The 26,866-nt window shown below is 32.6% G+C and carries 35 protein-coding genes; 26 read left to right on the top strand and 9 right to left on the bottom strand.

All coding sequences use genetic code 11. From position 1 onward, the window contains the following. Window positions 1–3 precede the first annotated feature (3 nt). The 7 genes from def to mazG all read left to right on the top strand — a co-directional run bounded on the left by def (window position 4) and on the right by mazG (window position 4,316). Entirely contained in the window at window positions 4–594 is a 591-nt protein-coding gene (def, locus tag Q1A01_RS06220) for a peptide deformylase (RefSeq protein WP_299677596.1), read from the top strand. A gap of 117 nt (window positions 595–711) precedes the next feature. Continuing rightward, window positions 712–1,128 (top strand): DUF5606 domain-containing protein, encoded by a 417-nt coding sequence (locus tag Q1A01_RS06215; protein WP_299677593.1) that lies wholly within the window; start codon window positions 712–714, stop codon window positions 1,126–1,128. 92 nt (window positions 1,129–1,220) lie between these two features. Continuing rightward, window positions 1,221–1,595 (top strand): hypothetical protein, encoded by a 375-nt coding sequence (locus Q1A01_RS06210; RefSeq protein WP_299677590.1) that lies wholly within the window; start codon window positions 1,221–1,223, stop codon window positions 1,593–1,595. A gap of 335 nt (window positions 1,596–1,930) precedes the next feature. Further along, window positions 1,931–2,413 (top strand): hypothetical protein, encoded by a 483-nt coding sequence (locus Q1A01_RS06205; protein WP_299677587.1) that lies wholly within the window; start codon window positions 1,931–1,933, stop codon window positions 2,411–2,413. Beyond that, on the top strand, window positions 2,410–2,952 hold the full coding sequence (locus Q1A01_RS06200) for a hypothetical protein (protein WP_299677584.1): 543 nt from the start codon (window positions 2,410–2,412) through the stop codon (window positions 2,950–2,952). Before Q1A01_RS06205 ends, Q1A01_RS06200 begins: the two co-directional genes overlap by 4 nt. A gap of 12 nt (window positions 2,953–2,964) precedes the next feature. Next, window positions 2,965–3,486 carry a hypothetical protein gene (locus tag Q1A01_RS06195; protein ID WP_299677581.1) on the top strand — a complete coding sequence of 174 codons (522 nt, stop codon included), beginning with the start codon at window positions 2,965–2,967 and terminating at the stop codon, window positions 3,484–3,486. Between the two features lie 56 nt (window positions 3,487–3,542). Then, window positions 3,543–4,316: a nucleoside triphosphate pyrophosphohydrolase gene (mazG, locus tag Q1A01_RS06190; protein ID WP_299677578.1), complete on the top strand. Its 774-nt coding sequence runs from the start codon at window positions 3,543–3,545 to the stop codon at window positions 4,314–4,316. 1 nt (window position 4,317) lies between these two features. Here mazG and Q1A01_RS06185 read toward each other — a convergent pair whose 3' ends face one another. The 3 genes from Q1A01_RS06185 to Q1A01_RS06175 all read right to left on the bottom strand — a co-directional run bounded on the left by Q1A01_RS06185 (window position 4,318) and on the right by Q1A01_RS06175 (window position 5,875). Continuing rightward, window positions 4,318–4,779: a hypothetical protein gene (locus Q1A01_RS06185; RefSeq protein ID WP_299677575.1), complete on the bottom strand. Its 462-nt coding sequence runs from the start codon at window positions 4,777–4,779 to the stop codon at window positions 4,318–4,320. Between the two features lie 23 nt (window positions 4,780–4,802). After that, window positions 4,803–5,171, bottom strand: a complete 369-nt coding sequence (locus tag Q1A01_RS06180; RefSeq protein ID WP_299677572.1) for a hypothetical protein — start codon at window positions 5,169–5,171, stop codon at window positions 4,803–4,805. 335 nt (window positions 5,172–5,506) lie between these two features. Beyond that, entirely contained in the window at window positions 5,507–5,875 is a 369-nt protein-coding gene (locus tag Q1A01_RS06175) for a hypothetical protein (protein WP_299677569.1), read from the bottom strand. A 104-nt stretch (window positions 5,876–5,979) separates the two neighbouring features. Here Q1A01_RS06175 and Q1A01_RS06170 point away from each other — a divergent pair, with 104 nt between their 5' ends. The 3 genes from Q1A01_RS06170 to Q1A01_RS06160 all read left to right on the top strand — a co-directional run bounded on the left by Q1A01_RS06170 (window position 5,980) and on the right by Q1A01_RS06160 (window position 9,428). Beyond that, window positions 5,980–6,213, top strand: coding sequence for a hypothetical protein (locus tag Q1A01_RS06170; protein WP_299677566.1), 234 nt, complete (start codon window positions 5,980–5,982; stop codon window positions 6,211–6,213). A 235-nt stretch (window positions 6,214–6,448) separates the two neighbouring features. Then, window positions 6,449–7,102 (top strand): DUF6624 domain-containing protein, encoded by a 654-nt coding sequence (locus Q1A01_RS06165; RefSeq protein WP_299677563.1) that lies wholly within the window; start codon window positions 6,449–6,451, stop codon window positions 7,100–7,102. A gap of 220 nt (window positions 7,103–7,322) precedes the next feature. Beyond that, window positions 7,323–9,428: an FAD-dependent oxidoreductase gene (locus Q1A01_RS06160; RefSeq protein WP_299677560.1), complete on the top strand. Its 2,106-nt coding sequence runs from the start codon at window positions 7,323–7,325 to the stop codon at window positions 9,426–9,428. A gap of 157 nt (window positions 9,429–9,585) precedes the next feature. On the opposite strand, the gene Q1A01_RS06155 is transcribed toward Q1A01_RS06160, so the two are convergent. After that, complete coding sequence (locus Q1A01_RS06155) at window positions 9,586–9,711, bottom strand: hypothetical protein (protein WP_299677557.1); 126 nt, start codon at window positions 9,709–9,711, stop codon at window positions 9,586–9,588. 148 nt (window positions 9,712–9,859) lie between these two features. Between Q1A01_RS06155 and Q1A01_RS06150 the strand changes: the two genes are divergently transcribed. The 16 genes from Q1A01_RS06150 to Q1A01_RS06075 all read left to right on the top strand — a co-directional run bounded on the left by Q1A01_RS06150 (window position 9,860) and on the right by Q1A01_RS06075 (window position 23,122). Then, the gene (locus tag Q1A01_RS06150; protein ID WP_299677554.1) at window positions 9,860–11,764 is read left to right on the top strand and encodes a hypothetical protein; all 1,905 of its coding nucleotides are present in this window, start codon (window positions 9,860–9,862) and stop codon (window positions 11,762–11,764) included. A gap of 128 nt (window positions 11,765–11,892) precedes the next feature. Further along, on the top strand, window positions 11,893–12,570 hold the full coding sequence (locus tag Q1A01_RS06145) for an NUDIX domain-containing protein (protein WP_299677552.1): 678 nt from the start codon (window positions 11,893–11,895) through the stop codon (window positions 12,568–12,570). Between the two features lie 123 nt (window positions 12,571–12,693). Then, on the top strand, window positions 12,694–14,148 hold the full coding sequence (locus Q1A01_RS06140; RefSeq protein WP_299677549.1) for a nicotinate phosphoribosyltransferase: 1,455 nt from the start codon (window positions 12,694–12,696) through the stop codon (window positions 14,146–14,148). A 10-nt stretch (window positions 14,149–14,158) separates the two neighbouring features. Beyond that, window positions 14,159–14,917: a phosphoribosyltransferase family protein gene (locus Q1A01_RS06135; protein WP_299677546.1), complete on the top strand. Its 759-nt coding sequence runs from the start codon at window positions 14,159–14,161 to the stop codon at window positions 14,915–14,917. Between the two features lie 71 nt (window positions 14,918–14,988). Further along, entirely contained in the window at window positions 14,989–15,546 is a 558-nt protein-coding gene (locus Q1A01_RS06130) for an NADAR family protein (protein ID WP_299677544.1), read from the top strand. A 2-nt stretch (window positions 15,547–15,548) separates the two neighbouring features. Next, on the top strand, window positions 15,549–16,382 hold the full coding sequence (locus tag Q1A01_RS06125; protein WP_299677541.1) for an ADP-ribosylglycohydrolase family protein: 834 nt from the start codon (window positions 15,549–15,551) through the stop codon (window positions 16,380–16,382). A gap of 110 nt (window positions 16,383–16,492) precedes the next feature. Further along, a complete protein-coding gene (locus Q1A01_RS06120) occupies window positions 16,493–17,029 on the top strand; it encodes an RNA 2'-phosphotransferase (protein ID WP_299677538.1) in 537 nt (178 codons plus the stop codon). A gap of 1 nt (window position 17,030) precedes the next feature. Beyond that, entirely contained in the window at window positions 17,031–17,630 is a 600-nt protein-coding gene (locus Q1A01_RS06115) for a macro domain-containing protein (protein WP_299677536.1), read from the top strand. Window positions 17,631–17,642: 12 nt separating this feature from the next. Further along, complete coding sequence (locus tag Q1A01_RS06110) at window positions 17,643–18,374, top strand: metallophosphoesterase (RefSeq protein WP_299677533.1); 732 nt, start codon at window positions 17,643–17,645, stop codon at window positions 18,372–18,374. Window positions 18,375–18,381: 7 nt separating this feature from the next. Continuing rightward, the gene (locus Q1A01_RS06105) at window positions 18,382–19,206 is read left to right on the top strand and encodes a TIGR02452 family protein (RefSeq protein ID WP_299677530.1); all 825 of its coding nucleotides are present in this window, start codon (window positions 18,382–18,384) and stop codon (window positions 19,204–19,206) included. A 15-nt stretch (window positions 19,207–19,221) separates the two neighbouring features. Further along, a complete protein-coding gene (locus Q1A01_RS06100; protein ID WP_299677527.1) occupies window positions 19,222–19,782 on the top strand; it encodes a 2OG-Fe(II) oxygenase in 561 nt (186 codons plus the stop codon). Then, window positions 19,772–20,290: an O-acetyl-ADP-ribose deacetylase gene (locus tag Q1A01_RS06095; protein WP_299677524.1), complete on the top strand. Its 519-nt coding sequence runs from the start codon at window positions 19,772–19,774 to the stop codon at window positions 20,288–20,290. The genes Q1A01_RS06100 and Q1A01_RS06095 overlap by 11 nt, the downstream gene beginning before the upstream one ends. Before the next feature lie 55 nt (window positions 20,291–20,345). Next, window positions 20,346–20,936 carry a DUF4291 domain-containing protein gene (locus Q1A01_RS06090; RefSeq protein WP_299677521.1) on the top strand — a complete coding sequence of 197 codons (591 nt, stop codon included), beginning with the start codon at window positions 20,346–20,348 and terminating at the stop codon, window positions 20,934–20,936. A gap of 40 nt (window positions 20,937–20,976) precedes the next feature. After that, on the top strand, window positions 20,977–21,384 hold the full coding sequence (locus tag Q1A01_RS06085; RefSeq protein WP_299677518.1) for a hypothetical protein: 408 nt from the start codon (window positions 20,977–20,979) through the stop codon (window positions 21,382–21,384). 149 nt (window positions 21,385–21,533) lie between these two features. Further along, window positions 21,534–22,481 carry an ADP-ribosylglycohydrolase family protein gene (locus Q1A01_RS06080; RefSeq protein ID WP_299677515.1) on the top strand — a complete coding sequence of 316 codons (948 nt, stop codon included), beginning with the start codon at window positions 21,534–21,536 and terminating at the stop codon, window positions 22,479–22,481. After that, a complete protein-coding gene (locus tag Q1A01_RS06075) occupies window positions 22,478–23,122 on the top strand; it encodes a DUF4291 domain-containing protein (protein ID WP_299677511.1) in 645 nt (214 codons plus the stop codon). The genes Q1A01_RS06080 and Q1A01_RS06075 overlap by 4 nt, the downstream gene beginning before the upstream one ends. 12 nt (window positions 23,123–23,134) lie before the next feature. On the opposite strand, the gene Q1A01_RS06070 is transcribed toward Q1A01_RS06075, so the two are convergent. From Q1A01_RS06070 to Q1A01_RS06050, 5 genes are all read right to left on the bottom strand, one after another. Beyond that, window positions 23,135–23,878 (bottom strand): acyl-CoA desaturase, encoded by a 744-nt coding sequence (locus tag Q1A01_RS06070; protein ID WP_299677508.1) that lies wholly within the window; start codon window positions 23,876–23,878, stop codon window positions 23,135–23,137. Window positions 23,879–23,931: 53 nt separating this feature from the next. Beyond that, window positions 23,932–24,528 carry a cyclic nucleotide-binding domain-containing protein gene (locus Q1A01_RS06065; RefSeq protein WP_299677505.1) on the bottom strand — a complete coding sequence of 199 codons (597 nt, stop codon included), beginning with the start codon at window positions 24,526–24,528 and terminating at the stop codon, window positions 23,932–23,934. 170 nt (window positions 24,529–24,698) lie between these two features. Continuing rightward, the gene (locus Q1A01_RS06060; RefSeq protein WP_299677502.1) at window positions 24,699–24,839 is read right to left on the bottom strand and encodes a hypothetical protein; all 141 of its coding nucleotides are present in this window, start codon (window positions 24,837–24,839) and stop codon (window positions 24,699–24,701) included. A gap of 32 nt (window positions 24,840–24,871) precedes the next feature. Beyond that, the gene (locus tag Q1A01_RS06055; protein ID WP_299677499.1) at window positions 24,872–26,245 is read right to left on the bottom strand and encodes a 2OG-Fe(II) oxygenase; all 1,374 of its coding nucleotides are present in this window, start codon (window positions 26,243–26,245) and stop codon (window positions 24,872–24,874) included. After that, window positions 26,246–26,863 (bottom strand): hypothetical protein, encoded by a 618-nt coding sequence (locus tag Q1A01_RS06050; RefSeq protein ID WP_299677496.1) that lies wholly within the window; start codon window positions 26,861–26,863, stop codon window positions 26,246–26,248. Window positions 26,864–26,866 lie beyond the last annotated feature (3 nt).

Below are 26,866 nucleotides of genomic sequence, written 5' to 3'. Positions count from 1 at the left end.
TATATGATTTTACCTATAGTAGCCTACGGAGATCCCGTTTTAAAGAAAAAAGCAAAAGCTATAACAAAAGAGTATCCTAAGCTTTCAGAGCTTATAGATAATATGTTTGAAACGATGTATGGCGCCAATGGATTAGGACTTGCGGCTCCACAAATTGGACTTTCTATTAGAATGTTTTTGGTAGATACGTCTCCATTTGCAAATGACAAGGAGTTTACAGAAGAGGAGCAGGCTGTATTTAAGGACTTTAAAAAGGTATTTATCAATGCAGAAATTCTGGAAAGTACAGGAGAAGAATGGCCTTTTAACGAAGGATGTTTAAGTATTCCTGGTATTACAGAAGATGTTTTTAGAGAATCTACGATTACTATAAAATACCAAGACGAGAACTTTAAGGAATATACAGAAACGTATGATGGGATTATTGCACGTGTGATTCAGCATGAATATGATCATATTGAAGGTATTTTATTTACAGATAAACTATCAAGCCTTAAAAAGCGTATCTTAAAAGGAAGATTATCAAATATCTCAAAAGGAAAATGTGATGCTGATTATCGTATGCGTTTTCCAGGTATTTCTAAAAAGAGATAGTTGAATAGTTATGAAGTGTTAAATTAATGACAAAGATGTCATTTTCTTTGACAATAAATTTTGATTTTACATTAGGGCAATGCATATTTGCCGACCAATTTTGATATTACAAATTATATGGGATTAGACAAAATATTATCCATTTCTGGAAAACCAGGTATTTACGAGTTAAAAGCACAGACACGCAGTGGTTTTGTAGCAGAGTCGTTATTAGATGGAAAGCGTATTTCTGTGGGATTACGCCATAATGTGAGTATTCTTTCAGAAATCGCAATATACACGCTTACAGAAGAAATTCCATTACGCGAGGTTTTTGAAAAAATCAAAGCTAAAGAAAATGGAGGTCCTACTATAAATCATAAGGTATCTAAAGATGAGCTTGAAGAGTTTTTCTTTAATGTAGTACCTGATTATGATGAAGATCGTGTGTATCCTAGTGATATTAAGAAAGTAGTACAGTGGTACAATATCTTACAAAAGAATGATCTAATGGACTTTTCTGAAGCTGAAGTGACTTCAGACGAGGAAGAATAGTGCATAACTTTTTATAAAAGCACCTAGCCTTTGCAATCTAATTGTAAAGGCTTTTTTAGTTTAGTGGTATTATAAATTAAAATTATAGAATTATGAAAGCAAATGTACAATATAATGATTTTACAGGAACAGCTTCGGCAGATATTTCAGATAGATTAGGAGCTGGTGGTGGTGGTGATATGGAAGGTTTAGCTAAAGTTTTTAATATAGATGAAAACCGATTTAAACCAGTAGGCATTTCTCTCTATGGAGTAGGAGGTTTTATAGTATCTCTAATCTGTGTTGACAATGAAAAAAGCACTGATGAAAAAGAACATATTGTTAAAATGTCTTGCAATATTGATAATGAAAAAGATATTATTGATATAATTTTTAAAAGATTAAATATTGTCCTTTATGATAAATACGATAAGAAGTACTCAAATTTAGACTATGATGAAGAAGTTAGATATTCTGATTTTCATTAATTTAAAATAGTAAGTAAGACTGCTTTCTTACCCTATTAATTACACAATATTTATATAGTATATATATTCTCAAAATTTTCATATCACGTAGATTGAAGTGTTTGATAGAAAGTACAAATCCCTCGATGTAGATCGGGATCTCATGATATCACTTTAGAATGCTTATTAGATAGTATTTCACAGCCGAATATATCTTTTCCCCAACCCTAAAGGGTGGATATATTCTAGGAAGATTAGCATACTTTGAATTTTCACACCCTTTAGGGTTGGGGAATGAAAATTTAGGGATCAAGAACTGATATTTTAAAATAATTAGTAAATAATCTAAATTAATTATGAAAAGAAAGTGTATGTATTTTGTTTTTGTGATTTTATTATTTTCCTCTACATTAATTAAAGCACAAAATTCTAAAGAATTAAAAAACATTGAACTTGACAGTACTTTTATCACACGATTTACTGAAGATATTGCAAAGGAAAAATATATTAAGAATTCAAACTTAAAAGTAGAACTTATTGATTCTTGTAATAGTTCCATTCATTGTGGAACAATGGCTTTTGCATCTGTAAGTAAGGTGAAAATTTTAGAAGGGATATACCAGAATGATACAATACTTGTAGCTGAGCTATGTCGAAAGGTATATTACACTCGAAAAAAGATATATAAATTAAACTATGAGTCTTCACCAAATTTCAGTGTGATTTTATGTCATGGAAATTCATATAATGCCGATTATAATTTAAAAGCTGAAAATGATTATTATCTAACTTTTGGAAGTCTAAAAAAGGTAATTAATGCAAATAATTCAAACCAATGAAAATAGGGAAGAAGTTTAATCAATTGACCAAAAGTGAATACATTCACTACATCAATCAATATAAAAAGTATACAGACTTCAATACCTTAGGCATGTACCGATCTATATGCGAAAATGAGAAACTAACACTGGATGATCGTATAGAAATACGAGATTATGCACATATGACTTTTAAAAAGACCTTTAATTTTTATCAACTTAAAGATCCTAAAACATATTTTGATCTTACTATATTAGGAATGGAATTAACCATTGCTGATGAACAAAAAATTTGGTCAGATATTAGAACCAATCAGCAGAAGATTTTATCAGAAAAGAAAATCAAACATCGGAGTATTGGTGTTTACTCAAAACATGATTGTGGTTATGAAGAATGTCCTTATAATGGAGTGATGATTAAAAAAGAGTCTCGCCTTACTGAAGATATATTATGGTTTCATTCTGATAAAAATGAATACACCGCAAAAGAAAAAGCGTTAAGAATTAAAAAACAACGCAAAGACATACATAAAATAATTAGAGACGAGTTGGATTTTTAAATTAATTGAAGAATGAAATTCTTGTCATGGATATTTAATAAACGAAACCCTTTATCAAAAGAGAAGTGGTCTGAAACTTTAACCAAAGTTGTTAAAGCAGAAAATCAAGAAGATCTCAGACTTCCTGTTATACTTTTTGATAATGATATAGCATGGGAGTTTGAAGTTTTTAATACGTTAGAAGGTTTAGTAGATAGATCTATTTACTCTCATTGGGGAGGACTTACACCGAATGATTCACAACTAAATGCAATCATTGTCGATTCAAACGGAGTTATTTATAAAATTGATAATGATCGTTATAATGAAGACTTAAAAATTGGCTATTCGTTTCCTATAAGGCAAGAAAAAGAATTTTCTCTTGAAGAAATAAAAGCTAAAATAATCATAGGAAAAAATGAGTATTTAGAAGTTTTTGATCCTGATTCTAAAATTGAAATTTTAAATGGTATAGAACTCGTTAATAAATCTACTACTATAATTGAGGTAATTGATTCTGTAAATAGTAATTTGGATTTTTATAAATTAAAATAAGATTTCCGCTGGAGTTTATGCTGAGCGTAGTCGAAGTACGGAAATGAAATATAACTATGAACACAAGACAACAACAACTAGACGCCATTGATAGACTCTTAACCATAATGGATGAACTCAGAGTAGGATGTCCTTGGGATAAGAAGCAAACCATGCAGAGTTTACGTCATTTGACTATAGAAGAAACCTATGAGTTAGGTGATGCAATTTTAGATAATGATCTAGAAGAAATTAAGAAAGAGCTCGGAGATTTGTTGTTACATATCGTGTTTTATGCTAAAATTGGAAGTGAAACTAAAGATTTTGATATTGCCGATGTGGCGCATAGTATTTCAGATAAATTGGTAGACCGTCATCCACATATATATGGAGATGTTGAAGTAGCAGACGAAGAAGAAGTACAACGCAACTGGGAAAAATTAAAACTTAAAGAAGGGAAAAAGTCTGTGTTAGAAGGTGTTCCTAAAAGTCTACCTGCGATGGTAAAAGCGAGTCGCATTCAAGATAAAGTGGCTGGGGTAGGGTTTGATTGGGAAGAACCACAACAAGTTTTTGAAAAACTTCAAGAAGAACTAGGGGAGTTGCAAGAAGAAATAAATGCCAACAATCAAGAAAAAATTGAAGCCGAATTCGGCGATGTACTCTTCTCTATGATTAATTATGCGCGATTCTTAAAAGTAGATCCAGAAAGTGCTCTAGAACGTACCAATAAGAAATTCATAAAACGATTTCAGTATTTAGAAAGTAAAGCGGCTACCTTAGATAAAAAGTTAAGTGATATGACACTTGCCGAAATGGACGTATTCTGGGAAGAAGCAAAGAAGCTATAGATTATTTAGTCATTTCTATAGTTAAATCTTTAGCTTTTTGAAGTTGCTCATCTTGATGTGCTAATTTTAAAGTTTTTATCTGTGTATAAAGGGTATTCCAGGGTTCTGCATTTATCTTAAAAATGTCTTTTGTTTTACCAACAGTATTTTTGTACTTAATTGAAAATCCATTAAAAAAATCTATTTTAATAATATCTTTGATAGCTATAGTGACTTCCTTCTTACCTTTTAGTATTGAATAACTTTTAATAGTCACATTTTCATCATTCATTAATACTTCAAGGATGATTTTTTCTTCATTAAACGTTGAGTATACAGGGTAAATAAGATATAGTAACCAGATATACCATTCGGTAGGTTTAATCTTATTGAATAATAATATCAATAAACTCACAAGGAATAGGCTAGCAAGAAATCTTAGTAAAAAATCTATTTTACAATTTTTAATTAAATGATCATTCATCTAGAAATTATTATCGAGACATCCTATTTTTCCTTTTTAGTAAGATGTTCTTTTATTTCAGAAACCTCTTGAAGTAAGTGGGTAACAGAAGCATCAATTTTTACTAATGCTTTGGCAGTCATCGAAGCTCTTGTTTTTTCATCCTCATGAATATACTGTAGTTCAGGTTCATTTAAATCTGTTAGTGGCTTTAACATATCACCCTTACCAGTCAGTAGCCATTCAATATTTAATACAGGATATTTCTCTACAATAAGCTCTATTTTTTCAAGACTAATACTTCTTGTGATATTATTGATATAACCATTAGAAGCATTGATTGATCGTTCAAAAGCTTTTATTGTTGTCTGCTGAGACTTTACAAATAATCGTGTCCTATCCTTTATACTCATATATCTATATACATTCTATACAAAATAGAGTAATAATCTTTTTTTTATCTAATTATTAGAGTGTTGCTCTATTTTTTGCTTTGTATTGCGAACTGTTGCACAAAGTAATAAATAATAACATAAAAAGTAACACAATAGCATTTTATAGCACATTATTGAAAAATGTATAACTATTTTAAAATCAACTATAAAAGTTTAAAACAGGTTTTTAGAAAAAATAAATACAATAAATAATACGCTATTCAACCAAGGTACCATTAGATACTAAAACGCGTTCAGTAAATAATAGGATTAGCCTGCTTACCAGCAGAGGCAAGTTCGACTATAGATAAGTTTTACTTTCCCTTTTTTGTAAGTTGCTCTTTTATCTCAGAAACTTCGTTTAATAAGTGCGTGACAGAAGCATCAATTTTAACTAATGCTTTTGCAGTAATAGAAGCTCTTGTAGTTAGGTCTTCATTGACATATTGAGATTCAGGTTCATTAATATCTATTAGTGATTTGAGCATATCGCCTTTGCCAGTAAGTAACCATTCAATATTTAGTAAGGGATATTTTTGTACGATAAGCGCTATTTTTTCAAGACTAATACTCCTTGTAATATTATTCATATATCCATTAGAAGCATTAATTGATCTCTCAAAAGTCTTCATAGTGATCTCTTGAGATTTCACAAATAACTTAGCTCTATCATTGACATTCATACGTAAACACCTCATTTAAAATAGAATAATACTCTATTTTATTTTGTAATATTAGAGTAATGCTCTATCTTTGAGTACTCTAGAGCAAACTGTTGCACAAAGTAATGAATAATAACATAGATAGTAAAATAAAGGAACGTAAAGAGCTTAAATCCAAACTTGGTTATGGTGATATTGTAAAGATAGCAGCCCTAGCAGATACTGAAAGGACGACAGTTCACAGATGGTTTAAAGGAGAAACCGATAACCCAGATATTGCACTGGCAGTAGATGGCTTAATTGCACTTAAAACACAAATTGTATCAGAAAGACTTAAAAAATTAGCAAATAAAAAATAGCATAACACACTATTTGAAATGGAAATATTCTTTTAGTAGCATATTTATAAATAGCACCCTATAAAGACTATACTAAATAGCTGCTTTTTTTGAGAAACACTCAATATGTCTATTCTCAAAACCAATGTACAATACATAGCGTATAAAGCACCACATTATGCGCTATTGTGTTGTACTAATGAAACATATAATCACATCACTTTTGTATAGTAACACTTAAATATCCAAACCTCGTATGCTTGTATTATTTAGTACATTTTCTACCACAATTTATACCCCTAAAGTCATAGATTGTTCTATTAAGAAACTAAACAAAGAACTAGTTACTCTTAAAAATAAAGGACAAGAAATTCGTATGAAATTGATGCCAATGCTCGCAGATCCTATACCTGAAAATGATATTAGTAAAAAGCTAAAGCGTTATGCCATGATCACTAAAATGCAACAACAAGATCAATACAATCAAGAATATATCAAAACACTTTTTACAAATTGTGATTGGCCTAAAGCATTGAGTAAAGAAGCCCACACATCAATTTATCTCATATTGCAGCACAGTGATGATGCTTTAATGCGTATGTATTACCCTAAAGTAGAAGAGATGGTTACTTTAGGATACCTAGATCCTGATGATGCTGCAACAATGTTTGATCGATTACAAATGAATGCAGGATTACCACAACGCTATGGTACACAAACTTTTGAAAATACCAATAATCAAAGTGCAGTTTGGCCTATTGAAAACTTAGAAAAAATATCCCATTTACGAGCTACAGTAGGACTTTCTGATATGTATGATTATATCAAAGAAACTAAAGATCGCATAGGTGTAGCTATTGTTTGGGACAAAACGCTTACAGTACAAGACGCGATACGATTTAAAAAATAAGAGGTACGCTTTCAAGGAGTAAAACGACGTAGAAGTTTATACTGAGCTTGCCGAAGTACGAAAGCGTATACATCAACCATATATGTATATACCATAATCTTATTAAAAAATACGTAGTTTTACCTATACTAAAAATAGAATTCTCAATTAGATTTGTTAGATAACCGATTGTTTGTCATACATTCATACAATTAAAATAACCCTATAATCTAATATATCAATGAGTTATCTATCGTTTAATAACCCAAATAGAAGACAGGAAGTCTCTAGAAAAAGAAGTCAAGCACCAAAGGGATCTATGCGTAAAGCATTTTCTGATTGGCTTATCAAAAATCATGGAGATGATTATGCTTCTGAATTATCAAAACAGCGTTTGCAAACAAAGAGCGGCCTTACGAAATTACGCGGCAGTCAAAAAACAACAGATACACCCGTAGTTGGAATTGTTGGTGGCGGATTTGCAGGATTATACTCAGGGCTCATCCTTCAATCTTTAGGAATAGAATGTGAAGTGTTTGAAAGTACTGACCGTGTAGGAGGAAGAATAGATACTTGGTATTCTACAAAATATGATGCAAAAAATCCAGATACAGCATGCTTATATGGAGAAGTAGGAGGAATGCGTATTCCGCAGTTTTCACCTGATATGTTACCAGTTCAGCATTTAGGATTATCCCTTAATGCCGTTCTTAAGCGTAACAAATTAGTCGATAAAATGGTAGAGTGGCGTAAGTTTTATTATGATTCAGATGTACAACGACTACGCTATAATAATATGGAAGCTCCTATTATTAAACAAAATGCTGCATTAAATGATCTTAATTTTGGAAAAAACAAAGGAGGTGATCTTTCTGAAGTTTGGGTAACACCCACTTCAAAACATTCTAAAGGAGAGCCATATTTACCTATTAATATGGTTCTTGAAAAAGTAAATGGTCCATTTATGGATGCTTTTAGAGATGAAGATTTTGACAAGGCTTTTGAAAAATTGATGAAGTTTGATAATTACTCCATGTGGGGATACTTAACAAATGTATTTAAGTTAGAAGACCTCGATGAGTATTATGATCCGAAAATGGGTAAAAAGAAAGATCATTTGCCATATAATGTAGCGAGCTACTTAGAAACATTAAATGTAGGTACTGGAATGTATTCAGTCTCTTTTGTAGAAATGGTATTGGCTTTATATGATTGGGAAGGTAGTATGAACCCTTATGATCACAGTGATCCAAATATCTATATGATTACTATGAATAAAGGGATGCAGCATTTTCCAGATGCCTGTAGGTCGGTATTAAATTTAGAAGAAGGAGTGCTTCCTGAAGATGGTCATAGAGCTCAGGTTGAAATTGGAATGAAGAAAGGAGAAGATGGACAAAAAGGGTATTCGCCTACCAATTTAACCGAAGATGCGCAACCACCATCAACAGTACCTCCAGCAGATCCACCAAAACCAGTTCCTGGAAAACCATCCCAACCAAAACAACGCGTGTTTATGAATCATAGAGTAGTGCAGGTTGAATATGATCCAACACTATATGATACCAATGGAGGAGTACGATTAAAAATAAATGCAGCAAAAGGAACTAAAAAAGAAACCCTTACTAAAGAATATCCATATGTAATTAGTACACTTCCAAACGGAGCATATTTGAGTGGAGAACTGAAAACAAACTTCTTTGATAATTTATCTTTCTCTAAAGCACGTGCTATAAGAGAATGTAATTATATGCCATCATTTAAAGCATTTATTACCTTTAAAGACCAATTCTGGGCAAGACTTGGAGAACGTCAAGGTAAAGGTCTTGGAGTTGGCACATCAGATAGATCTAATAGGCAAATTGTATACCCATCATATGGATATGAAGCAGAAGGTGGGGTTTTACAAATATATTGTTGGGCACAAGATGCAGAACGCATGGGAGCACTTTCTGATGAAGAACGCGTGAATGAATGTTTAAAAGGCATTGCCTATTTATATCCAGAAGCAGAGGCAGATGTGTATGGATCATTTGCAGGCTACAAACCAGAAGAAACGACTAAAACATGGTTTTGGGATAATCATGCTGGAGGAGGAGCCTTTGCTTTATTTGGTCCAGGACAGTTTACAAACTTATATCAAACCTTATTAACTCCTGAATTTGATGGACACTTAAATATAGCAGGGGAGTGCTGTTCTGTTCACCATGGTTGGATTGTAGGAGCATTAGACTCTGCATATAATGCAGTAAATAATATTCTGCATCAGATGGGTGAAAAAGATAAAATAAAAACAATGGAAAAAATGTGGGGTAGACTTACAGCTCCAGATGTAGCCATAAAATAAACCTATTGTCATCCTGAGCTTGTTGAATGAATCTTTATTTTCAGATCGGTTAACATTTCAACAGGCTCAGTATGATAACATAAAGGTGTTTTTAAACATCTTTATGTTTAAAAAGATAAATCTCCTATATAGTCCATTGACTTCAGTGAGGATCGTTTTAACCACCTATTTCATCTTCAATAATAATAGCTCTACCAACTACATCATCCTCTATTACAATGTCTTTGCCTCCATAGATAACTTTTAGGTTATCAATTCTTTCGTTTTTAAATTGTTCTAACATAATATATTTTTTAAGATTACATATAGAAGAGTATTTAATCTATAATTGTTACCCAAATACTATTATTAGACATCTTACAACTAAATAATTAGTTTAAACTAATTATTTAGTTATATTTGTTTTAAAGTCATTAAAAGCCTAATAAATAATGTTTATAAAACAAATAGGAATCCTAGGAGTATTGTATTTTTTTTCTAGTTGTATACTAGCACAAGAAATACAACCAAGTGCTCAATTACAAGCGGCCTACAGGGCAGAAGGATCATTACAATTAACAACTTCAAAAAGTCTTTTTGAAAAGGTGAGTGTAAATGACAAATCCACAAAAGAAGAGAAATGTAAAGCACTTAGATCTTTGGCAATACAAGATTGGAAATTTTATAAAGATAAAGAGACTGCTTATAAAAGATTAATAGTAGCAGATAGTATTGGAGATTATAGATCTGAAACGTGGATTATAATAAGTAGAATTGCGCAAGAAGCAGGAGAATATGAAAAAGCACTTCATGCTGCAAAAACATCTGAGCAAATTGCAACCTCAAATGCAGATAAACAATATGCAAAATATAAGTATAGCAATATAGTTCTTACACAGGCAATTACACAATACGATGCAAATGCTACTATTAATACCACAGCACTTAAAGAAGCATCTATGATGCTTCAAGAGGTATTAGCAGTAAATCCAACCAATGTGAATGCTGCAAATGTTTTAGTAGGAATTTCACTATTACTTGAAGATGGTGATACAGCATTAAAAGCTTGGCTAGCATATTATAGGTTTGCAGACATATCTAGTGTGTACGACTATTTAAAAGAACCCGCAATAACCCTTGAAAAGATTCTTTTAAAATGGAATAAAGAAGCATTAAATAATGATGATAAAATAGCATTGGTAAAAGCTTTAGCGCAATCTCGTTTTTATACATATGCAAGATTGATGGCTATAAACTTCACTAGCAAAGGAAATACGTTCCTGAAAAATAATGTTGACTTACAGCATATTATTGGTTATGCAAATCATTTAGAAGAAGTTAAAAAGTACACAAATGAGTACTATAGAAAAATGACACTAGATAAAGGAAGTACAGAAAAGTATCTTTCATTTATAACGGATACTAGTGAAGAATTATATGAGAAACTAACCGCTACTGAAACTGTAAAAGATACTTTTTCCATGCAAAACTTCAGGAGTTTAATCAGATCTAAATTTGGTACAGTCGCTATGATAGGAAGAACAAGTAGTTCTAATATCATGGGATTGGTTATGGGACAAATTGTAAACGAACGTGTTCGTGAAGTAGAACAATACGGTCACAGTGCAGCGTTTAATTTTACAGAATTAGATATGATGGTCTCTAATGGATACCCAAGCTGGTATTGGGAAGATAGGGGAGCAGGAGGTTTTGCGATACGAGGAGGCTTTCTAAGAGTAAAAAAAATGTTTAAATACCTAGGAATTAGTGCATGGGAAAGTGTTACTGACGCTGTAAAAAGAAAAAAAGCTGAAAATAAAATACGTAAAACACTATTAGAGTCATCAATATCTTCAGATAAAAATACAGTATTAGCAGGGCTTGCTAGTAAATTAGAATTAGATGCTCTAGACCAATTGTATAAGGAACTCCTTCAAGAAGGATATACAGGGATTACATTACAATTAAAATTTATAGAGCAATACGATCTCTACAGAGATAATGCAACCATGTTTGCACATGAAGGTAGGCACTCTTTAGATAGAATTGTATTACAAGAAGCTTATACAGCACTAGGAACCGCTACAATTGAATATAGAGCTCGTTTGTCACAAATTGTATTTAGCGAATCTCCAAAATTAGAACTAGCAAATATGGTTTCAGGTACAGGAACTACAGGAAGCGGTATGGCAAATACAATGATTGTAGAAGTCGCTGAAGAATGGATAAAAACAAATACTTCAAAAATAAATGGATACGACAAAAATAAAATTCCTATTGCACAATTGTATCTATTAACAAATGATCAAATAAAGTCTATCTACAGAAATGTAGATCCGTTTTACAAGAAAGAATAGTTATGTTTCTATGTACGCTTTCCTGCCCACCGGCAGGCAGGTTCACGAACGCAGTGAGAGCGAAGCGGTAAAGTGTATAAAGAATAATTCGCATAGAAATTTCTATATTTGTGTATACATTACACAATATGACTGAGCAAAAAATCAAGCTTTCTGTAGATGCAGTAGTTTTTGGATATGAAGAAGGGGTGATTTCTGCATTACTTATTCAGCGTAAATACAATCCTTTTAAAGGTAAATGGGCTATTCCTGGTGGATTTGTTTTAAATGATGAATCTCTTGAAACTGCTGTAGAACGTGAGTTACAAGAAGAAACAGGTGTCAAAATTAATTATTTGGAACAACTATATACTTTTGGCGCAGTAGAAAGAGATCCTAGAGGTAGGGTAGTAACAGTTGCATATGTAGGTCTAGTCAGACCAAATACATTCAAAATAGTTGCTTCTACAGACGCCGCAGAAGTACAATGGTTTACGCTAGATAAACTTCCGGAACTTTCTTTTGACCATCAAAAGATTCTCGACATGGCTATTGCTAGATTGCAAGCTAAGATCACCTATGAACCTATAGGTTTTGAATTATTAGACAAGAAATTTCCTTTTTCAGACTTAGAAAAATTATATACAACCCTCTTAGGAAGACCTATCGATAGACGTAATTTCAGAAAGAAAATTTTAAGTTTAAATGTACTTGATGAACTGGATGAAAAAGTATCGAAAGGATCAGGTAGACCTGCCAATTTATTCCAATTTAACCAAAAACGGTATTTCGAATTAAAAAAAGAAGGAATTATTTTTGAAATTTAATTACTGTAAATCAATAAGTTAATATGTTTGTGTCAAAATAACGCAAATAAAACTTGCACGCTCTTTTTGTTCATTTTATATTTGCGTCATATTTACACAAATAGATGTATAAATAACAACAAAATGAATAGTATATTAATAACAGACGGGTACAAGACAGGACATCATCAACAATATCCTGTAGGAACAGAAGAAGTGTATTCTAATTGGACACCAAGAAGCAATACATATGCTCCAAATGGATGTAAGAAAGTTGTTTCATTTGGACAACAATATGTATTCCAATGGATACATGATTATTTTCAAGATCATTTCTTTTCAAAACCAAAATCAGAAGTTTGCAAAGAAATTAAAGAAGAGCTGTCATTATACCTAGGAACAGATTATGATGTAACGCATTTTGAACAATTACACGAGTTGCAATATTTACCTATACGAGTAAAATCATTGCCTGAAGGAGTAGAGGCGCCTATTCGCATTCCAATGATTACGATTGTAAATACACATAAAGATTTTTATTGGATTACTAATTTTTTAGAAACTATCATATCTACGATGTTATGGCAACCTATGACATCAGCTTCAATTGCATTACAATATAAACGTATATTCAAACATTGGGCATTGCTTACTGATAAAGAACATGTTGATTTTATAGATGTTCAAGGTCATGATTTTTCGATGAGAGGTATGGGAGGATTACAAAGTGCGTTAGCATCAGGAATGGGACATGCATCAGTATTTTTAGGATCAGATACGTTGCCTGTAATAAAAGAATTACGAACGTACTACAAGGCTGAAGGATTTGTAGTAGGATCAGTAAATGCAACAGAACATTCTGTAATGTGTGCGGGAACAAAAAATGATGAGATAAATACTTTTAGAGCATTAATGAACACATACCCAACAGGGATCTTATCTATAGTAAGTGATACTTGGGATTTATGGAAGGTAGTAACAGAGTATCTTCCTATCCTGAAAAATGAGATTTTAGAAAGAGATGGAAAACTTGTAATTCGACCAGATAGTGGGGACCCCGTAACTATTATTTGTGGAGAAAACATACAATTAGGGGGTAACACTCCTCAAAAAAAAGGAGTTATTGAATTGCTTTGGGACGTATTTGGCGGAACCATAAACAAGCAAGGATTTAAAGTTTTAAATCCGCATATAGGAGCTATTTATGGTGATAGTATTACGATAGAAAGAGCAGAAAAAATTTGTAAACGTTTACACGATAAAGGATTTGCAAGTACTAGTGTGGTGCTAGGAATAGGGTCTTTTACATATCAATTTAAAACCAGAGATACCTTTGGATTTGCAATGAAAGCTACTTCGGTGGTGGTAGCAGGAAAACGCAGAGAGATATTTAAAGACCCTATTACCGATAATGGTATTAAGAAATCAGCAAAAGGACTATTAAAAGTGATTAAAGTAGGGGATACCTATGAATTAAGAGATCAAGTAACAGAACAAGAAGAAAAAGAAGGCGTATTAAAAACTATTTATGAAAATGGTGTTTTTAAAAGAGTAACAACCTTAGAAGAAATTAGAAACCGAATTAACCAATTTATATAAACGACTCCCTATGTCATACACTATAAAACAATTTAAAGACGGACAAGTAACGGCTAGTATACAAACCAAAGGAGATTTAAACATTTCATTTAGAGGTAATACTTATGAAGAACTATTTACAATAGCTTCTATAAAAGAAGCTTGGGATGCAGATCATACTTTAGACAAAACCGTTACGTCTACTCTTACCATATATTGTTTGATAGGGCAACGATCAGATAGACGTTTTTATGAGAACGCATCTTTTGATTTAAAAGTCATCACAGGCTTTATAAATAGTATGGAGTTTGATTGTGTACGGATATTACATCCACATAGTGATGTATCCTTAGCATTGATTACCAATGCAGTACAAATAGATCATTTTGAGTATGTTCAAAAAGCGTATAATGCGATTGGAAATCCAGTTCTGGTAAGCCCCGATGCAGGTGCTTATAAAACAACACATCGTATTGCAGAACGATTAAACGCAGATTTAATTCCTTCTAATAAAGTACGTATAGACGGGAATCCAATGATTAATGTACAAGGTAATGTAAAAGATAAAAAATGTCTTATTGTAGATGACATAGCTGATGGTGGACGCACCTTCAAATTATTGGCAGATGCACTTAAAAAGCAAGGCGCTTCAAAGGTATTTTTATATGTTACCCATGCACAATTTAATTATGGATTTGACGAAATAAAACAACGTATTGATCATGTGTATTGCACCAATAGTTATAGAGATATAGATGATCCATTTGTAACGCAATACAATGTGATATAAAAGTATAAATACGATATACGCTTTCGTGAACCTGCCTACCGGTAGGTAGGAGCGTACAAAAGAGTAGTAAAATGAAATACACCATAGAAACCATAAAGATTCAATATAGTACGCAAAAAGAACTCCTAAAATATGTCTTCTTTTGGGGACACACACCTTCCAAAAATGGAAATACTACTAAAAGTTGTTTTAGTCAATGGTGGGAACTTGATTTTGAGGTGAATGGAGTCATTTATAAAACTGCAGAACACTGGATGATGGCAGGGAAAGCTCAATTATTTAATGATACTGTTATTCTTGAAAAAATAATCAATGCCTCACACCCCCATCAAGTAAAAAAGTTAGGTCGTAAAGTATCTAATTTTGATCCAGAGATTTGGGATGCACATAAATACCAGATTGTAAAAGAAGGAAACTATCATAAGTTCTCTCAACATTCTAATTTGAAAGAATTTTTAGTAAACACAGGAAATAGAATCTTGGTAGAAGCAAGTCCATTTGATCCTATTTGGGGGATTGGTTTAGCGCAAAACAAACCCAATATTGAAGATCCAAATACTTGGAAAGGAGAAAATCTTTTAGGATTTGCATTGATGGAAGTAAGAGATGAATTAATAAAAGAACACTAACAATGATACTTGAAGGAGCTATAGGAGATGCATACGGAGCAGGATTTGAGTTTGCAAACAAGCATAAAATTGATTGTTTCAATTCTCTTACAACCTATGAAACTCATGAGCTTTTTCCTGAAATAAAAGGAAGATACACAGATGACACACAGATGTCAATTGCATTAGCAGAGTTAATAATTTCTGGTGACGACTGGACTCCTATCAATATTGCAAATGCATTTGTAAATACTTTTAAGAGAGATTCTAGAAGAGGGTATGCAAAACGATTTTATTCTTTTTTATCAGAAGTGAAAAATGGCCAAGAGTTTTTAAATAAAATTATAAATAAAAGTGATCGAAATGGAGCAGCTATGCGAGCATATGTAATAGGCGTATTTACAGATGAATCAGAAGTTATAGAAAAGTGTAGTATCCAAGCTGATTGTACCCATGGAACAAAAAGTGCAATTGTATCAGCAAATGCAATAGCGCTTATAAGCCATTATTTTATATATGGTAAAGGCAAAAAAGATACAATTATTGAATATATAAATGATTTACAAAAAGGAGAATGGACAGGAAAATGGACAGGAGAAGTTGATATGTCAGGAATTAGTACTGTAGAAGCAGTGTTGTCTTTATTAAAAACCGATATGTCATTAAAAGAAAGGTTAAAAGCTAGTGTTGCATTTGGAGGTGATGTAGATACCGTCGCATCATTAGTACTTGCTATTTCAAGTTTGGATAATACCATAGAAAATGATTTGCCTTTTTTCTTGATGAATGATCTTGAAAATGGGACTTATGGAAAAGATTTTTTAAAAGATCTGGATAAGAGTTTGAAAAAAATATAAAATGATTAGGTTCGCTTTCGCGAAAGCGAACTTCTGAGAATCAAAACCATAGGAAGAACAAAGCGATAAAGCGTATAAAGAAACACTAAACGTGTTTAAAAAATAAAACAATGAATACAAAACATATAAGTAAATTTCTAAGTCTCGTACTTAGACACAATCCTGATAAGATTGGAATTACACTCGACGCACAAGGATGGACAGATGTAAATATATTGCTCCAGAACATGAATAGACAAGGGAAAAAGGTAGATTTAGAACGTCTAAAAGAAGTGGTCGCTACCAATGATAAAAAACGATTTGCATTTAATGAAGATCTCACCAAAATCAGAGCAAGTCAAGGGCATTCAATTTCGGTTGATTTGAAGTATGAGGCAATTACGCCTCCTAAATTTCTATATCACGGTACAGTTCCTAAGTTTATGAGAGATATCCAACAGAAAGGATTACTAAAAATGAGTAGACTACACGTACATTTAAGTGAAGACAGAACCACTGCAATGCGTGTAGGTGCAAGAAGAGGCGTTCCAACCATTCTTGTTATCAGATCAGGAGCAATGCATCAAAATGGGCATGAATTTTACAAATCAGAAAATGAGGTTTGGTTAACAGATCATGTTCCCGTCGAATATATTAATTTCAAATAAAATGAAAGTCAAACTTGTATATATAGAAGATACTTTAGGAAAAGAATGGAACACCTACTTTTCTGATTGTAAAGATGTAGAAATCATTAAAGGAGATATCACATTGCAAAAAAGTGACGCTATTGTGAGTCCTGCAAATTCATTTGGATTTATGGATGGCAGTTTAGATTATGTATTATCCGAACGTTTTGGGTGGCATCTTCAAGAGAATCTTCAAAAGCAAATTTATGATTCTGATGAAGGAGAACTCCTAGTAGGACAAACCATTACTCTAGAGACAGGAGATTCAGAAGTTCCTTATTTAATTTCGGCCCCTACAATGAGAGTGCCTATGAATTTTAATATTGCAACATCAGTAAACCCTTATTTAGCGATGAAAGCAATCTTAATTGCTTGTAAAAAGCATGCTAAAATTGCATCTGTGAGTATTCCAGGGCTATGTACAGGGTGTGGAAGAATGCCATATCATATTGCTGCGAAACAAATGTTTTTAGCCTATGAAGAAATCATTTTAGGAAAAAAACGAATTTTTAAAGAATTTGGAGATGCACAACGATTCCAATATGAACTTAATGAAAATGGGTTAATTTGGCATCATTAGAATATATAAACAATGAAACGAACATTAGTCATAGGAGACATACACGGCGGATATAAAGCGTTGCTTCAAGTATTGGACAGAGCAACAGTAACAACAACCGATACATTGATCTTTTTAGGAGATTATGTAGATGGATGGAGTGAATCTGCACATACTGTAGAGAAATTAATCCAACTTTCTGAAACCAATAAATGCATATTTATACGAGGAAATCACGATGTATGGTGCGGTTTATGGCTTGATAAAGGAGCTACAAATCCAGTTTGGTTAGCACACGGCGGTAAAGAAACCATGGCAAGCTATATACAAACAGGTCTATTGACAGATGATCGTCATCGAGCATTTTATAATAAACTGGAAGATTACCATATCGATTCAGAAAACAGATTGTTTCTTCATGCTGGATTTACCTCTATGCATGGCGTTGGAAAAGAAGAATATGATTCTAATTATTACTGGGATAGAACCTTGTGGGAAGCTGCGTTATTAGCAGAACATATAGCGCCAGAGATTCTTAAAAAAGAACCCCCACAGCGTTTTACACATTATAAAGAAATATTTATTGGGCATACACCCACAACAAATTATAAACAAGACACCCCTATAAAAGCACATAATGTATTTAATGTAGATACCGGAGCTGCTTTTAAAGGTAAACTTACCATTATGGATATAGCTACTAAAGAATTCTGGCAAAGTGATGCCCTGCCAAGTCTATATCCAGACGAAAAGGGGAGAAATTAAAATAACAATGCAAAAGTCATTACGAAAAATAACAGCAAAAGAAACGCTACAATACACAGAACAGGGTTTCTATATAAATAAACATCAAGAAAAAGTTGATATAAAAGCAATACAACAACAAGCGGTTGAACGCACACGATTTTATACAACTGAAGATCTGAACACTATCATAGATACTACGGAGTTAAATAAAACATTCTCCACTCAATTTGAGGTCATAGAAGAGACAACGATACAAAGTATTTTACGAACGGTATCTGAAGGGTATTTAAATCCTATGTGTTTAAATTTCGCTTCCGCGAAAAATCCCGGAGGTGGCTTTTTCAATGGAGCACAGGCACAAGAAGAAAGTATTGCTAGATCATCAGGTTTGTACCCTTGTCAGATGTCGGCATTTGAGTTTTATGAAACTCATAGAGCCATGAAGTCATGTGTGTATACTGACGGAATGATTTACAGTCCAAAAGTTCCTATTCTTCGAAAAGATAACGGGGAAGTATTAGACGCTCCTGTAGTAAGTTCAATAATTACTGCTGCAGCTGTTAATACTGGAGTGGTAAAGCGTTTTGAAATAGAAAAAGTTCCTGAAATTAAAGAACTCATGAAGAAACGTATAGACAAACTATTGTGCTTATCAGCTTCACAAAAACATCATGTTTTAATTCTTGGTGCTTGGGGATGCGGTGTGTTTCAAAATGATCCAACAATGATTGCACAGCTCTTTTTTGAATTACTCACCACTACATACGAAGGTGTATTTGAAAAAGTAGTCTTTGCTATTTATGCCAAAAACAAAAAGTTTATAGAAGCTTTTCAAAGGGAGTTTGAATAAAACAAAAATCTTTTTATGAGAAATTTAAATACAATAACTGATAAAATATGGACTATAGATAATTTTCTATCGGATAGAGAATGTGATGATTTAATCATATTTAGCGAACAAAAAGGATATTCTGAAGCTGATGTAGGTTTAAAATCAGGAGCAAAAATGATGAAGAATGTCAGAGATAATTATCGCTTAATTTACGAAGACCATAAACTTAGTCAGGATTTGTGGGCAATTGCAGAAGCAATAAATTCTTTTGTTGTTGACGAAATGTCTCCTCTAGGATTAAACGAACGATTTCGATTTTATAGATATGATAGCGGACAACGCTTTAAAAGACATATAGACGGTCGTTTTAAGCCTAATGAACATGAAGAAAGTAGAATTACCTTTATGATATATCTTAATGATGACTATATGGGAGGTGAAACCCGTTTTAATGACGCTGTAATACAACCTCATAAAGGGATGGCTTTATTTTTTATTCACGAGCAAAAACATGAAAGTACTCCTATTATAGATGGTGTAAAATATGTATTGCGAAGTGATGTCATGTACAATATTCAGACTCATGAAGATTAACTATATACAAGCAGATATTACAACCGTAAGTGCAGATATCATTGTAAATGCAGCCAATTCTTCTTTGTTAGGAGGCTCTGGTGTAGATGGTGCGATTCACCGTAAAGGTGGATCAGCTATTTTAGAAGCATGTCAGAAAATAAGAGCAAAACAAGGAAAGTGTGAAGTAGGAGAGGCTGTGGTTACCACTGCAGGAAATCTACCAGCAACCTATGTGATTCATACAGTAGGTCCTGTTTGGAATACTGGCGGTAAAGAGAAAGAAAACTTACTTCAAAATTGTTATCAAAATGCAATGGAGCTTGCCATAACGTATCGATCTGAAACAATAGCGTTTCCATGTATTAGCACTGGGATCTATAGATTTCCTAAAGAACTTGCTGCAACCATAGCAATAGATACCATTTCAAAATATAAGGATCAAGCGATTGTAAAAGAAGTGATCTTTGTTTGTTTTGAGAAGGAAGATTATATGTGCTATGAAAGATTATTAAAAAATGAAACTTAAACAGATTCAAATAGATATCACGATACACGTTTTATCAAATCAAAATAGGCAATAAATGAAGTATCAAGAAATAAGGGCCAAATTTGATCAGGAAACAGTTACCGTATATCAAGCCTACAATAAGAATATTGCATTACCCGCAATTAAAAATAACAAATTTGAAAAACCATTTTCATTTAATAGAATGACTTGGATTAAACCCTCATTTCTTTGGTTAATGGAACGAAGTAATTGGGGAAATAAATCAAATCAAGACTATATTTTAGAGATTAAGATAAAGAGAGCATGTTGGAATAAAGCCTTATCCTTAGGAGTTTTAACTGATCCAGACAAGGAAGTGTATGCTAGCGGACATTCATGGGAAAAACAATTTAAAGAAGCTAAAGTTCATATACAGTGGGATCCAGAAAGAACTTTAAAAGGAGGGAAGTTACAAGAAAGAACAATCCAAGTAGGCATTAGTCGATTTTTAATAGAAGAATATAATAATGATTGGATAACGGAGATTGTTGATATAACACCTTTGGTAAAAAAAATGAATGCATTACGAAAAGCAGGAAAGTATAAAGACGTTAAACGATTTTTACCTAAAGAAAATGTATATCCGCTAAGCGAAGCTATTGAGAAAAAGATAGGAGTAAGATAATCTACGATTTAGTATAAACGTATTATAAGGAAATTTATAAATGAGAATAACGCCTGAGAAAATAACTAAACTTGAGAATAACCAAATATTTGTTTTTGGTAGTAATCAATCAGGAAGGCATGGAAAAGGCGCTGCAAGAACAGCTCTTCAGTGGGGAGCAATTTACGGCCAGGCTGAAGGTTTGCAAGGAAAAACATATGCAATACCAACCAAGGACAAAAGCATTAAAAAAACATTGAAAATACATGAGATTAAAATATATGTAGATGCATTTATTGATTTTGCAAAAGGACACACAGCATTCATTTTTTTAGTAACTGAGATTGGCTGTGGATTAGCTGGATTAAAACCTAAAGAAGTTGCACCTCTTTTTACAAGGGCAAAAGAGGTTGAAAATATTTGTTTGCCAAAAAGATTTTGGGATAATTTAAAAGAAAATGAAAACTAAAACACTATATCGTTCAATAGGATTAAAAGATTTATAAACCTTTAATGCTCATATTGTTGAAAACATAAGGATTACAATATGTAGGAGAAAAGTATGCTGGAACAAACAATCAAATTATAGCAGAAATAATTGACACTATCACCTAAAAAATGAACATATCAGATAAAATAAAAGGAGGAATTATAGGAGTAGCTGTTGGCGATGCTTTGGGAGTACCATTTGAGTTCTTAACTAAAGAGCAGATGCAGGATAACCCCGCTACAAATATGGTAGGGTATGGTAGCCATCATCAACCATTAGGCACTTGGTCTGATGATAGTTCGCTTACGTTTTGTCTAATGGAAGGCTTATTAGAAGGGTATAATACCAAAACGATAGCAAATAAATTTATAGATTGGTGTGATCACAATTATTGGACACCTCACGGAGATGTATTTGATATTGGAGTAACAACAAGACAAGCGATTTTCTATATGAAGCAAGGTCATACTCCAGAAATCTGCGGAGGAATGGATGAATATTCTAATGGAAATGGTTCCTTAATGCGCATTTTGCCCATTGTATTCTATTTGCAAAATGAAAATGACATACAAAAGCGTTTTCAGATAACTAAGGATATTTCATCATTAACACATGCCCATATAAGAGCTGTACTTGCCTGTTTTATATATGTAGAGTATTGTTTAGAATTACTTAAAAAAACAGATAAAATAAAAGCATATAAGGCAATGCAACTGACCGTAAATGAATTCTTAGAAACCTCTGATATAAATACTAAAGAAATAAACTTTTATTATTCTATTCTTCAAGAAGATATTTACAAAACAGATAAAGAACGTATTTCTGGGAGTGGTTATGTAGTAAATTCTTTGAAAGCTTCTCTTTGGTGTTTTATAAACACAACAACCTATAAAGAGGCTGTGCTTACAGCAATAAACCTTGGTCAAGATACAGATACTACTGCCGCAATTACAGGCGGATTAGCGGGATTATATTATGGAAATCATAAGATCCCAAAAAAATGGAAACATCAATTAGTAAACTATGAAAAGATTGAAGATTTAATCGCACGGTTTACTAAAATAATACAATCATGAAACTACGATTAAAACCATATAAAGAACAATTAAAAGAATGGCCTCAAGAAGGACATCATATTATGGCACAATACGATGATAAAAAAGTAATCGTATATCAATCCTATAGACCAGCCATTGGAAATTTTGCGTATAGGAATCAATTTTTTGGAGGTCCTTTCAAACTTACTAGAATGACATGGATCAAACCTAATTTCTTATGGATGATGTATCGCAATGGATGGGGTACAAAAGAAGGACAAGAGATTGTGCTTGCAATACATTTAAAGAGAGATGCATTTGAACGTTATCTATCTAAAGCAGTATATTCAAACTATCAAGAAGATATATACGCATCTAGAGAGCGCTGGCAAGAAGCTGTAAAAAGCTCCGATATACGTTTACAATGGGATCCTGATCATGATCCGTATGGCGCAAAATTGGAACGAAGAGCGATTCAAATAGGTATTAGAAATCAAGAAATTGCTTTATATGCTAAAGAAGATATCCTTGAAATTGAAGATATCTCTGAATATGTAAATGAGCAATACCAACACGTGTTGGCTAATAAATTAGAAAACTTGATACTCCCTTCTGAAACACCATACATGCCTAAGGATGAGAACGTAGCAAAACTATTGCGAATAGTAACTAAAAATTAACAAAACTGATAATTAAGCTTTTAAAGCACTTCTTTTAATCTGAATAACACCTATTTTATGTAGCATACGCATGATCAAATAGGTGATATCTATTTCATACCAATGTACACCTCCAAAGTTGGCTCTTGTACTATGCTTGTGATGATTGTTATGATATCCTTCACCCATCATTAAAAAATCAAATCGAAATAAATTTTTAGAAGTATCTGTTGTTTTAAAATTAATATAGCCATAAATATGTCCAAACCAATTAATGATTACTCCATGAATAGGAGCCATAGCAAATAGAACAGGTAATAATAACCATTGCCACCAAGCTGTTGTTAAAAAAGCAAATAAGACGGTATATACAACCATCCAAAAAACTCTAGAACCTCTTGAACCAGCAAATGAATCGAAACGTTTCCATTGCGGAATGTTTTTAGTAAATTTTTGATGTACGGCGATGCGCTTATTATTAATATCTTGATAGATATTTTTTGTTTTCCACATCATAGCAAAAAGACTATGATCATATTTGGGCGAATGAGGATCTTTCTCAGTATCTGTATACGCATGGTGCATACGATGCATGATTCCATACCCATAAGCACTCAGATAGCTTGGACCTTGGCAAATCCATGTTAAGATAAACGTGATTTTTTCTGTTGTTTTAGACATCGTATAGGTCTGATGAGCTGCATATCTATGTAGAAAAAATGATTGAAAAAATAAACTTGAATACCATAAGACACCAACTAAAATAAGTATAACCATCTCTTTTTTCTGCAAAGTTACAGTTGAGAGAAGCCTATTACAATGAACCTAGGTTAACTAATACGTTTTCTGATGCGGCTTAATGCTTGTGGTGTTACACCTATATAAGAGCTAATATATTTGAGAGGTATTTCTTTAATAACCTCAGGTCTAGCTTTAAAAACATCTAGATAACGTTCTTCAGCAGTATAATTAAGTAATGTTTGCTCTCTTTTTGATTTGATTAAAAATAAACGTTCTGCAGTAAGTCTACCTATAAGGTTACCTATTTTAGTGGTGTTGTATACCTCTTGTAAATCATCATAGGTAATACTTAACAACGTAGTATCCGTAAGGGTTTGTAATTCATAAAGTGATGGTCTACGTGTTAAGAATGAATCATAGGCGCTTATAAATTGTTCTTTAAAACTAAATCCAAATGTAATTTCTTTTGAGGGCTCTGGTTTTGGAATATATAAACGTACAATACCCGATATAATAAAAGAAATGTGATTTTCGATACTACCAGATGCTAAGAATGTTGTTTTTTTAGGAATATCACGTCTTGTCAGTTTAGAAGAAAATGAATTCCAATCTGTATCAGTGATTTCAGAGATTTGATGGAGGTGCGCTCGTACAACTTCTAAGGTAGCTTCTGGGGTCGTATTCATTGGGTTGCAAGATACCGCTCTTCTATATGAGTAAATAGAAAATTAACGTATAATTAATTACGCTTTCGCGAAAACGAACTTGTGAGATCTGCCTGCCTGCAGCTTCAAAACCAAAAGGAAGACTGAAACGTTAAAGCATATAAAGAAATAGTTCTTTTTATGAGAAATACTTACTCTAAAGTATTGCTACTTAATAATGCATTTTCTAAAGTAGCATCTCTAAGTAGTACATTTTCCCAATCTGTAGCACGGTTTGTTGAGCTTTGGCCTCCAATAATTGATGTTAACTGTATTGTCTTTAAATTTTTCATATGCTTTTTTTAGAGTATTAAAACGATTCGAATTAAAGTTTTATTGTATAAATAATTCCGTTATAACCAGCTGCATACATTGTATTTTCTATAGGTAACATATCTTGTATAAAATTAGATGCTTTCAAACGGGTAGTAGGCTTCATAGAAGTTAATGGGGTAGTGACAACACAATTATCTTCTCCGCATGTAATTAGAGTTTCATTATAAACTTTAATAGCCCTTACTGCGTCCTGATGTATGTTAAGTACTGTTGCCATTTTAGAAACTATGTTTAGTTGCACTATTTTACCGTCTTGAGTTCCTACATACAGCATGTTTTCACGAAGGTACATGCAAAATAGTGGAGAGGTATGTTTATAGAGACATAAAGATGTTTTAGATGATAGATTTGTGATCTGTACCGTACCATTTTCACTACAACTTATAATACGTCTGTCAGAAAGCACCATCACGTCCCATATCCAATCTGTATGAACTGCTATACGATTAATAACAGTTAGTCTATTTGAAAGATGATATAAGGTTCCACTAGTTCCTCCAGCGATGATACTACCATCATCATTTGTATGTAACGAAATAATCATTTCGCGAAAGCGTACAGCATCAACTACGTGGCCATCCAACGTCCATTTTATAAGTCTAAAATCTCTAGAACAGGATAAGAAATGTGTTTCATCCATTCGAATCATTTTGATCACTGATTTTGAATGTAATTTAAATGCATGTTGTAATTCTAAATGCGTATTCCAAACCTTAATGTAACCATCACGACCACAACTCATAAATAGCTTATTATCAATAGGTAGTAAATTCCAAATATATCCTTGGTGATGTGTAATATTTAAAGAAGTATTTACAATAATATCAGAACGTAAAATATATTTAGATCCTTGAATAACGGTACTTCCTTTATGCCAAATGTTATGTGCAAATACAAGAAGTTTTCCCTTTTTAGGAATAACCGTTTGAGTAGGAATTAAGTCTGATTTTTTGTTATAGAACTCTGTAACACCTCCATCAAACGTATCATTTAAGTAGATTAAAAAAGTATACTTTGAAGCTTGTGATGTATTAGGATAGTACACACCATCCTGATGTGTAGAAAAAGATTGTCCTTTTTGATACCTACAAAATCGAATACATTCATTGAGCGAAACCATGTCTGAGAATTTATTTTTAGATTGAATCCCCACACCTTTTAGCTTTAAAAATAGTTGTTGGGCTAGTGTAGGGGAGTCCTCAACATAACGATCGTTATTTCTGTAGTATGCTGGGTAATGACTCTTTGCTTTTTGAAATTTATGTATTCTAGAAGTTAGAAGTTCATCACATTCAGAAGGTGTAAGGAAGTGATCTATCTCAACAATAGGAGACTTTTGTATGTATGATAGGGAATAAGGCATTTATAACGTATTTAATTCTTCTTGAATATTCATACGAGCTTGTAACTCGTATATCTCTTGGTATTTTTTAGTGTAAAAAAGCGTGTCTTGATCTAGTAGCTGTTTTAAAAATTGTTTCCTACCTATTTTATAAATAAGATCAGGTACAGTGTTATATTCTTTTTTAATAGCGTGGTAATAGTTGATATATGCTTCTTTGGGAGCGCCTAAAATTGAGATGTCCATATCAAAAAAAAGTTGGGCTAAAGGATCATGAGAAGTATGTGTTGCTGTGCCTATAATAATCTCTTTTATTTGTAATTGTACGGGATTCGGAATAGCAAGTTTATCTAACCAAGTAACAGCTATTTGTGCACTTTTTATCTCATTTTCCTTAGAATGACTCTCATAAATCACATCATGGAATAGTGCTACATGAGCTAGGATACTTTTTTCTATATCAGACAATACAACATTCTTTATATGCACAAATAATTGCTGTATATGATCTAAAGAATGATAATGTCTAGTTATTTGTGTATACTGCTTTTCTACTTCCTTAAAACAGTTTTTTGTATGAGTAGTTTCCGTGAGTTGTGTTAATTCTAACCACTCTTGATATATAGTGTTATTTTCCATAGT

This window comes from uncultured Dokdonia sp., assembly GCF_947492815.1.
In the GTDB taxonomy this organism is placed as follows: domain Bacteria; phylum Bacteroidota; class Bacteroidia; order Flavobacteriales; family Flavobacteriaceae; genus Dokdonia.
This window is presented reverse-complemented; position numbering and strand designations above follow the sequence as displayed.

Coding starts and splice junctions, on each gene's coding strand:
- Q1A01_RS06065 (WP_299677505.1), bottom strand. CDS start 24,528: ATGAATACGACCCCAGAAGCTACCTTAGAAGTTGTACGAGCGCACCTC.
- Q1A01_RS06165 (WP_299677563.1), top strand. CDS start 6,449: ATGCTTGTATTATTTAGTACATTTTCTACCACAATTTATACCCCTAAA.
- Q1A01_RS06080 (WP_299677515.1), top strand. CDS start 21,534: ATGAACATATCAGATAAAATAAAAGGAGGAATTATAGGAGTAGCTGTT.
- Q1A01_RS06180 (WP_299677572.1), bottom strand. CDS start 5,171: ATGAGTATAAAGGATAGGACACGATTATTTGTAAAGTCTCAGCAGACA.
- Q1A01_RS06155 (WP_299677557.1), bottom strand. CDS start 9,711: ATGTTAGAACAATTTAAAAACGAAAGAATTGATAACCTAAAAGTTATC.
- Q1A01_RS06090 (WP_299677521.1), top strand. CDS start 20,346: ATGAAGTATCAAGAAATAAGGGCCAAATTTGATCAGGAAACAGTTACC.
- Q1A01_RS06135 (WP_299677546.1), top strand. CDS start 14,159: ATGTCATACACTATAAAACAATTTAAAGACGGACAAGTAACGGCTAGT.
- Q1A01_RS06070 (WP_299677508.1), bottom strand. CDS start 23,878: ATGGTTATACTTATTTTAGTTGGTGTCTTATGGTATTCAAGTTTATTT.
- Q1A01_RS06120 (WP_299677538.1), top strand. CDS start 16,493: ATGAATACAAAACATATAAGTAAATTTCTAAGTCTCGTACTTAGACAC.
- Q1A01_RS06115 (WP_299677536.1), top strand. CDS start 17,031: ATGAAAGTCAAACTTGTATATATAGAAGATACTTTAGGAAAAGAATGG.
- Q1A01_RS06145 (WP_299677552.1), top strand. CDS start 11,893: ATGACTGAGCAAAAAATCAAGCTTTCTGTAGATGCAGTAGTTTTTGGA.
- Q1A01_RS06095 (WP_299677524.1), top strand. CDS start 19,772: ATGAAGATTAACTATATACAAGCAGATATTACAACCGTAAGTGCAGAT.
- Q1A01_RS06055 (WP_299677499.1), bottom strand. CDS start 26,245: ATGCCTTATTCCCTATCATACATACAAAAGTCTCCTATTGTTGAGATA.
- Q1A01_RS06105 (WP_299677530.1), top strand. CDS start 18,382: ATGCAAAAGTCATTACGAAAAATAACAGCAAAAGAAACGCTACAATAC.
- Q1A01_RS06060 (WP_299677502.1), bottom strand. CDS start 24,839: ATGAAAAATTTAAAGACAATACAGTTAACATCAATTATTGGAGGCCAA.
- Q1A01_RS06210 (WP_299677590.1), top strand. CDS start 1,221: ATGAAAGCAAATGTACAATATAATGATTTTACAGGAACAGCTTCGGCA.
- Q1A01_RS06125 (WP_299677541.1), top strand. CDS start 15,549: ATGATACTTGAAGGAGCTATAGGAGATGCATACGGAGCAGGATTTGAG.
- Q1A01_RS06160 (WP_299677560.1), top strand. CDS start 7,323: ATGAGTTATCTATCGTTTAATAACCCAAATAGAAGACAGGAAGTCTCT.
- def (WP_299677596.1), top strand. CDS start 4: ATGATTTTACCTATAGTAGCCTACGGAGATCCCGTTTTAAAGAAAAAA.
- Q1A01_RS06100 (WP_299677527.1), top strand. CDS start 19,222: ATGAGAAATTTAAATACAATAACTGATAAAATATGGACTATAGATAAT.
- Q1A01_RS06200 (WP_299677584.1), top strand. CDS start 2,410: ATGAAAATAGGGAAGAAGTTTAATCAATTGACCAAAAGTGAATACATT.
- Q1A01_RS06185 (WP_299677575.1), bottom strand. CDS start 4,779: ATGAATGATCATTTAATTAAAAATTGTAAAATAGATTTTTTACTAAGA.
- Q1A01_RS06150 (WP_299677554.1), top strand. CDS start 9,860: ATGTTTATAAAACAAATAGGAATCCTAGGAGTATTGTATTTTTTTTCT.
- Q1A01_RS06110 (WP_299677533.1), top strand. CDS start 17,643: ATGAAACGAACATTAGTCATAGGAGACATACACGGCGGATATAAAGCG.
- Q1A01_RS06130 (WP_299677544.1), top strand. CDS start 14,989: ATGAAATACACCATAGAAACCATAAAGATTCAATATAGTACGCAAAAA.
- Q1A01_RS06050 (WP_299677496.1), bottom strand. CDS start 26,863: ATGGAAAATAACACTATATATCAAGAGTGGTTAGAATTAACACAACTC.
- mazG (WP_299677578.1), top strand. CDS start 3,543: ATGAACACAAGACAACAACAACTAGACGCCATTGATAGACTCTTAACC.
- Q1A01_RS06085 (WP_299677518.1), top strand. CDS start 20,977: ATGAGAATAACGCCTGAGAAAATAACTAAACTTGAGAATAACCAAATA.
- Q1A01_RS06215 (WP_299677593.1), top strand. CDS start 712: ATGGGATTAGACAAAATATTATCCATTTCTGGAAAACCAGGTATTTAC.
- Q1A01_RS06175 (WP_299677569.1), bottom strand. CDS start 5,875: ATGAATGTCAATGATAGAGCTAAGTTATTTGTGAAATCTCAAGAGATC.
- Q1A01_RS06170 (WP_299677566.1), top strand. CDS start 5,980: ATGAATAATAACATAGATAGTAAAATAAAGGAACGTAAAGAGCTTAAA.
- Q1A01_RS06140 (WP_299677549.1), top strand. CDS start 12,694: ATGAATAGTATATTAATAACAGACGGGTACAAGACAGGACATCATCAA.
- Q1A01_RS06205 (WP_299677587.1), top strand. CDS start 1,931: ATGAAAAGAAAGTGTATGTATTTTGTTTTTGTGATTTTATTATTTTCC.
- Q1A01_RS06075 (WP_299677511.1), top strand. CDS start 22,478: ATGAAACTACGATTAAAACCATATAAAGAACAATTAAAAGAATGGCCT.
- Q1A01_RS06195 (WP_299677581.1), top strand. CDS start 2,965: ATGAAATTCTTGTCATGGATATTTAATAAACGAAACCCTTTATCAAAA.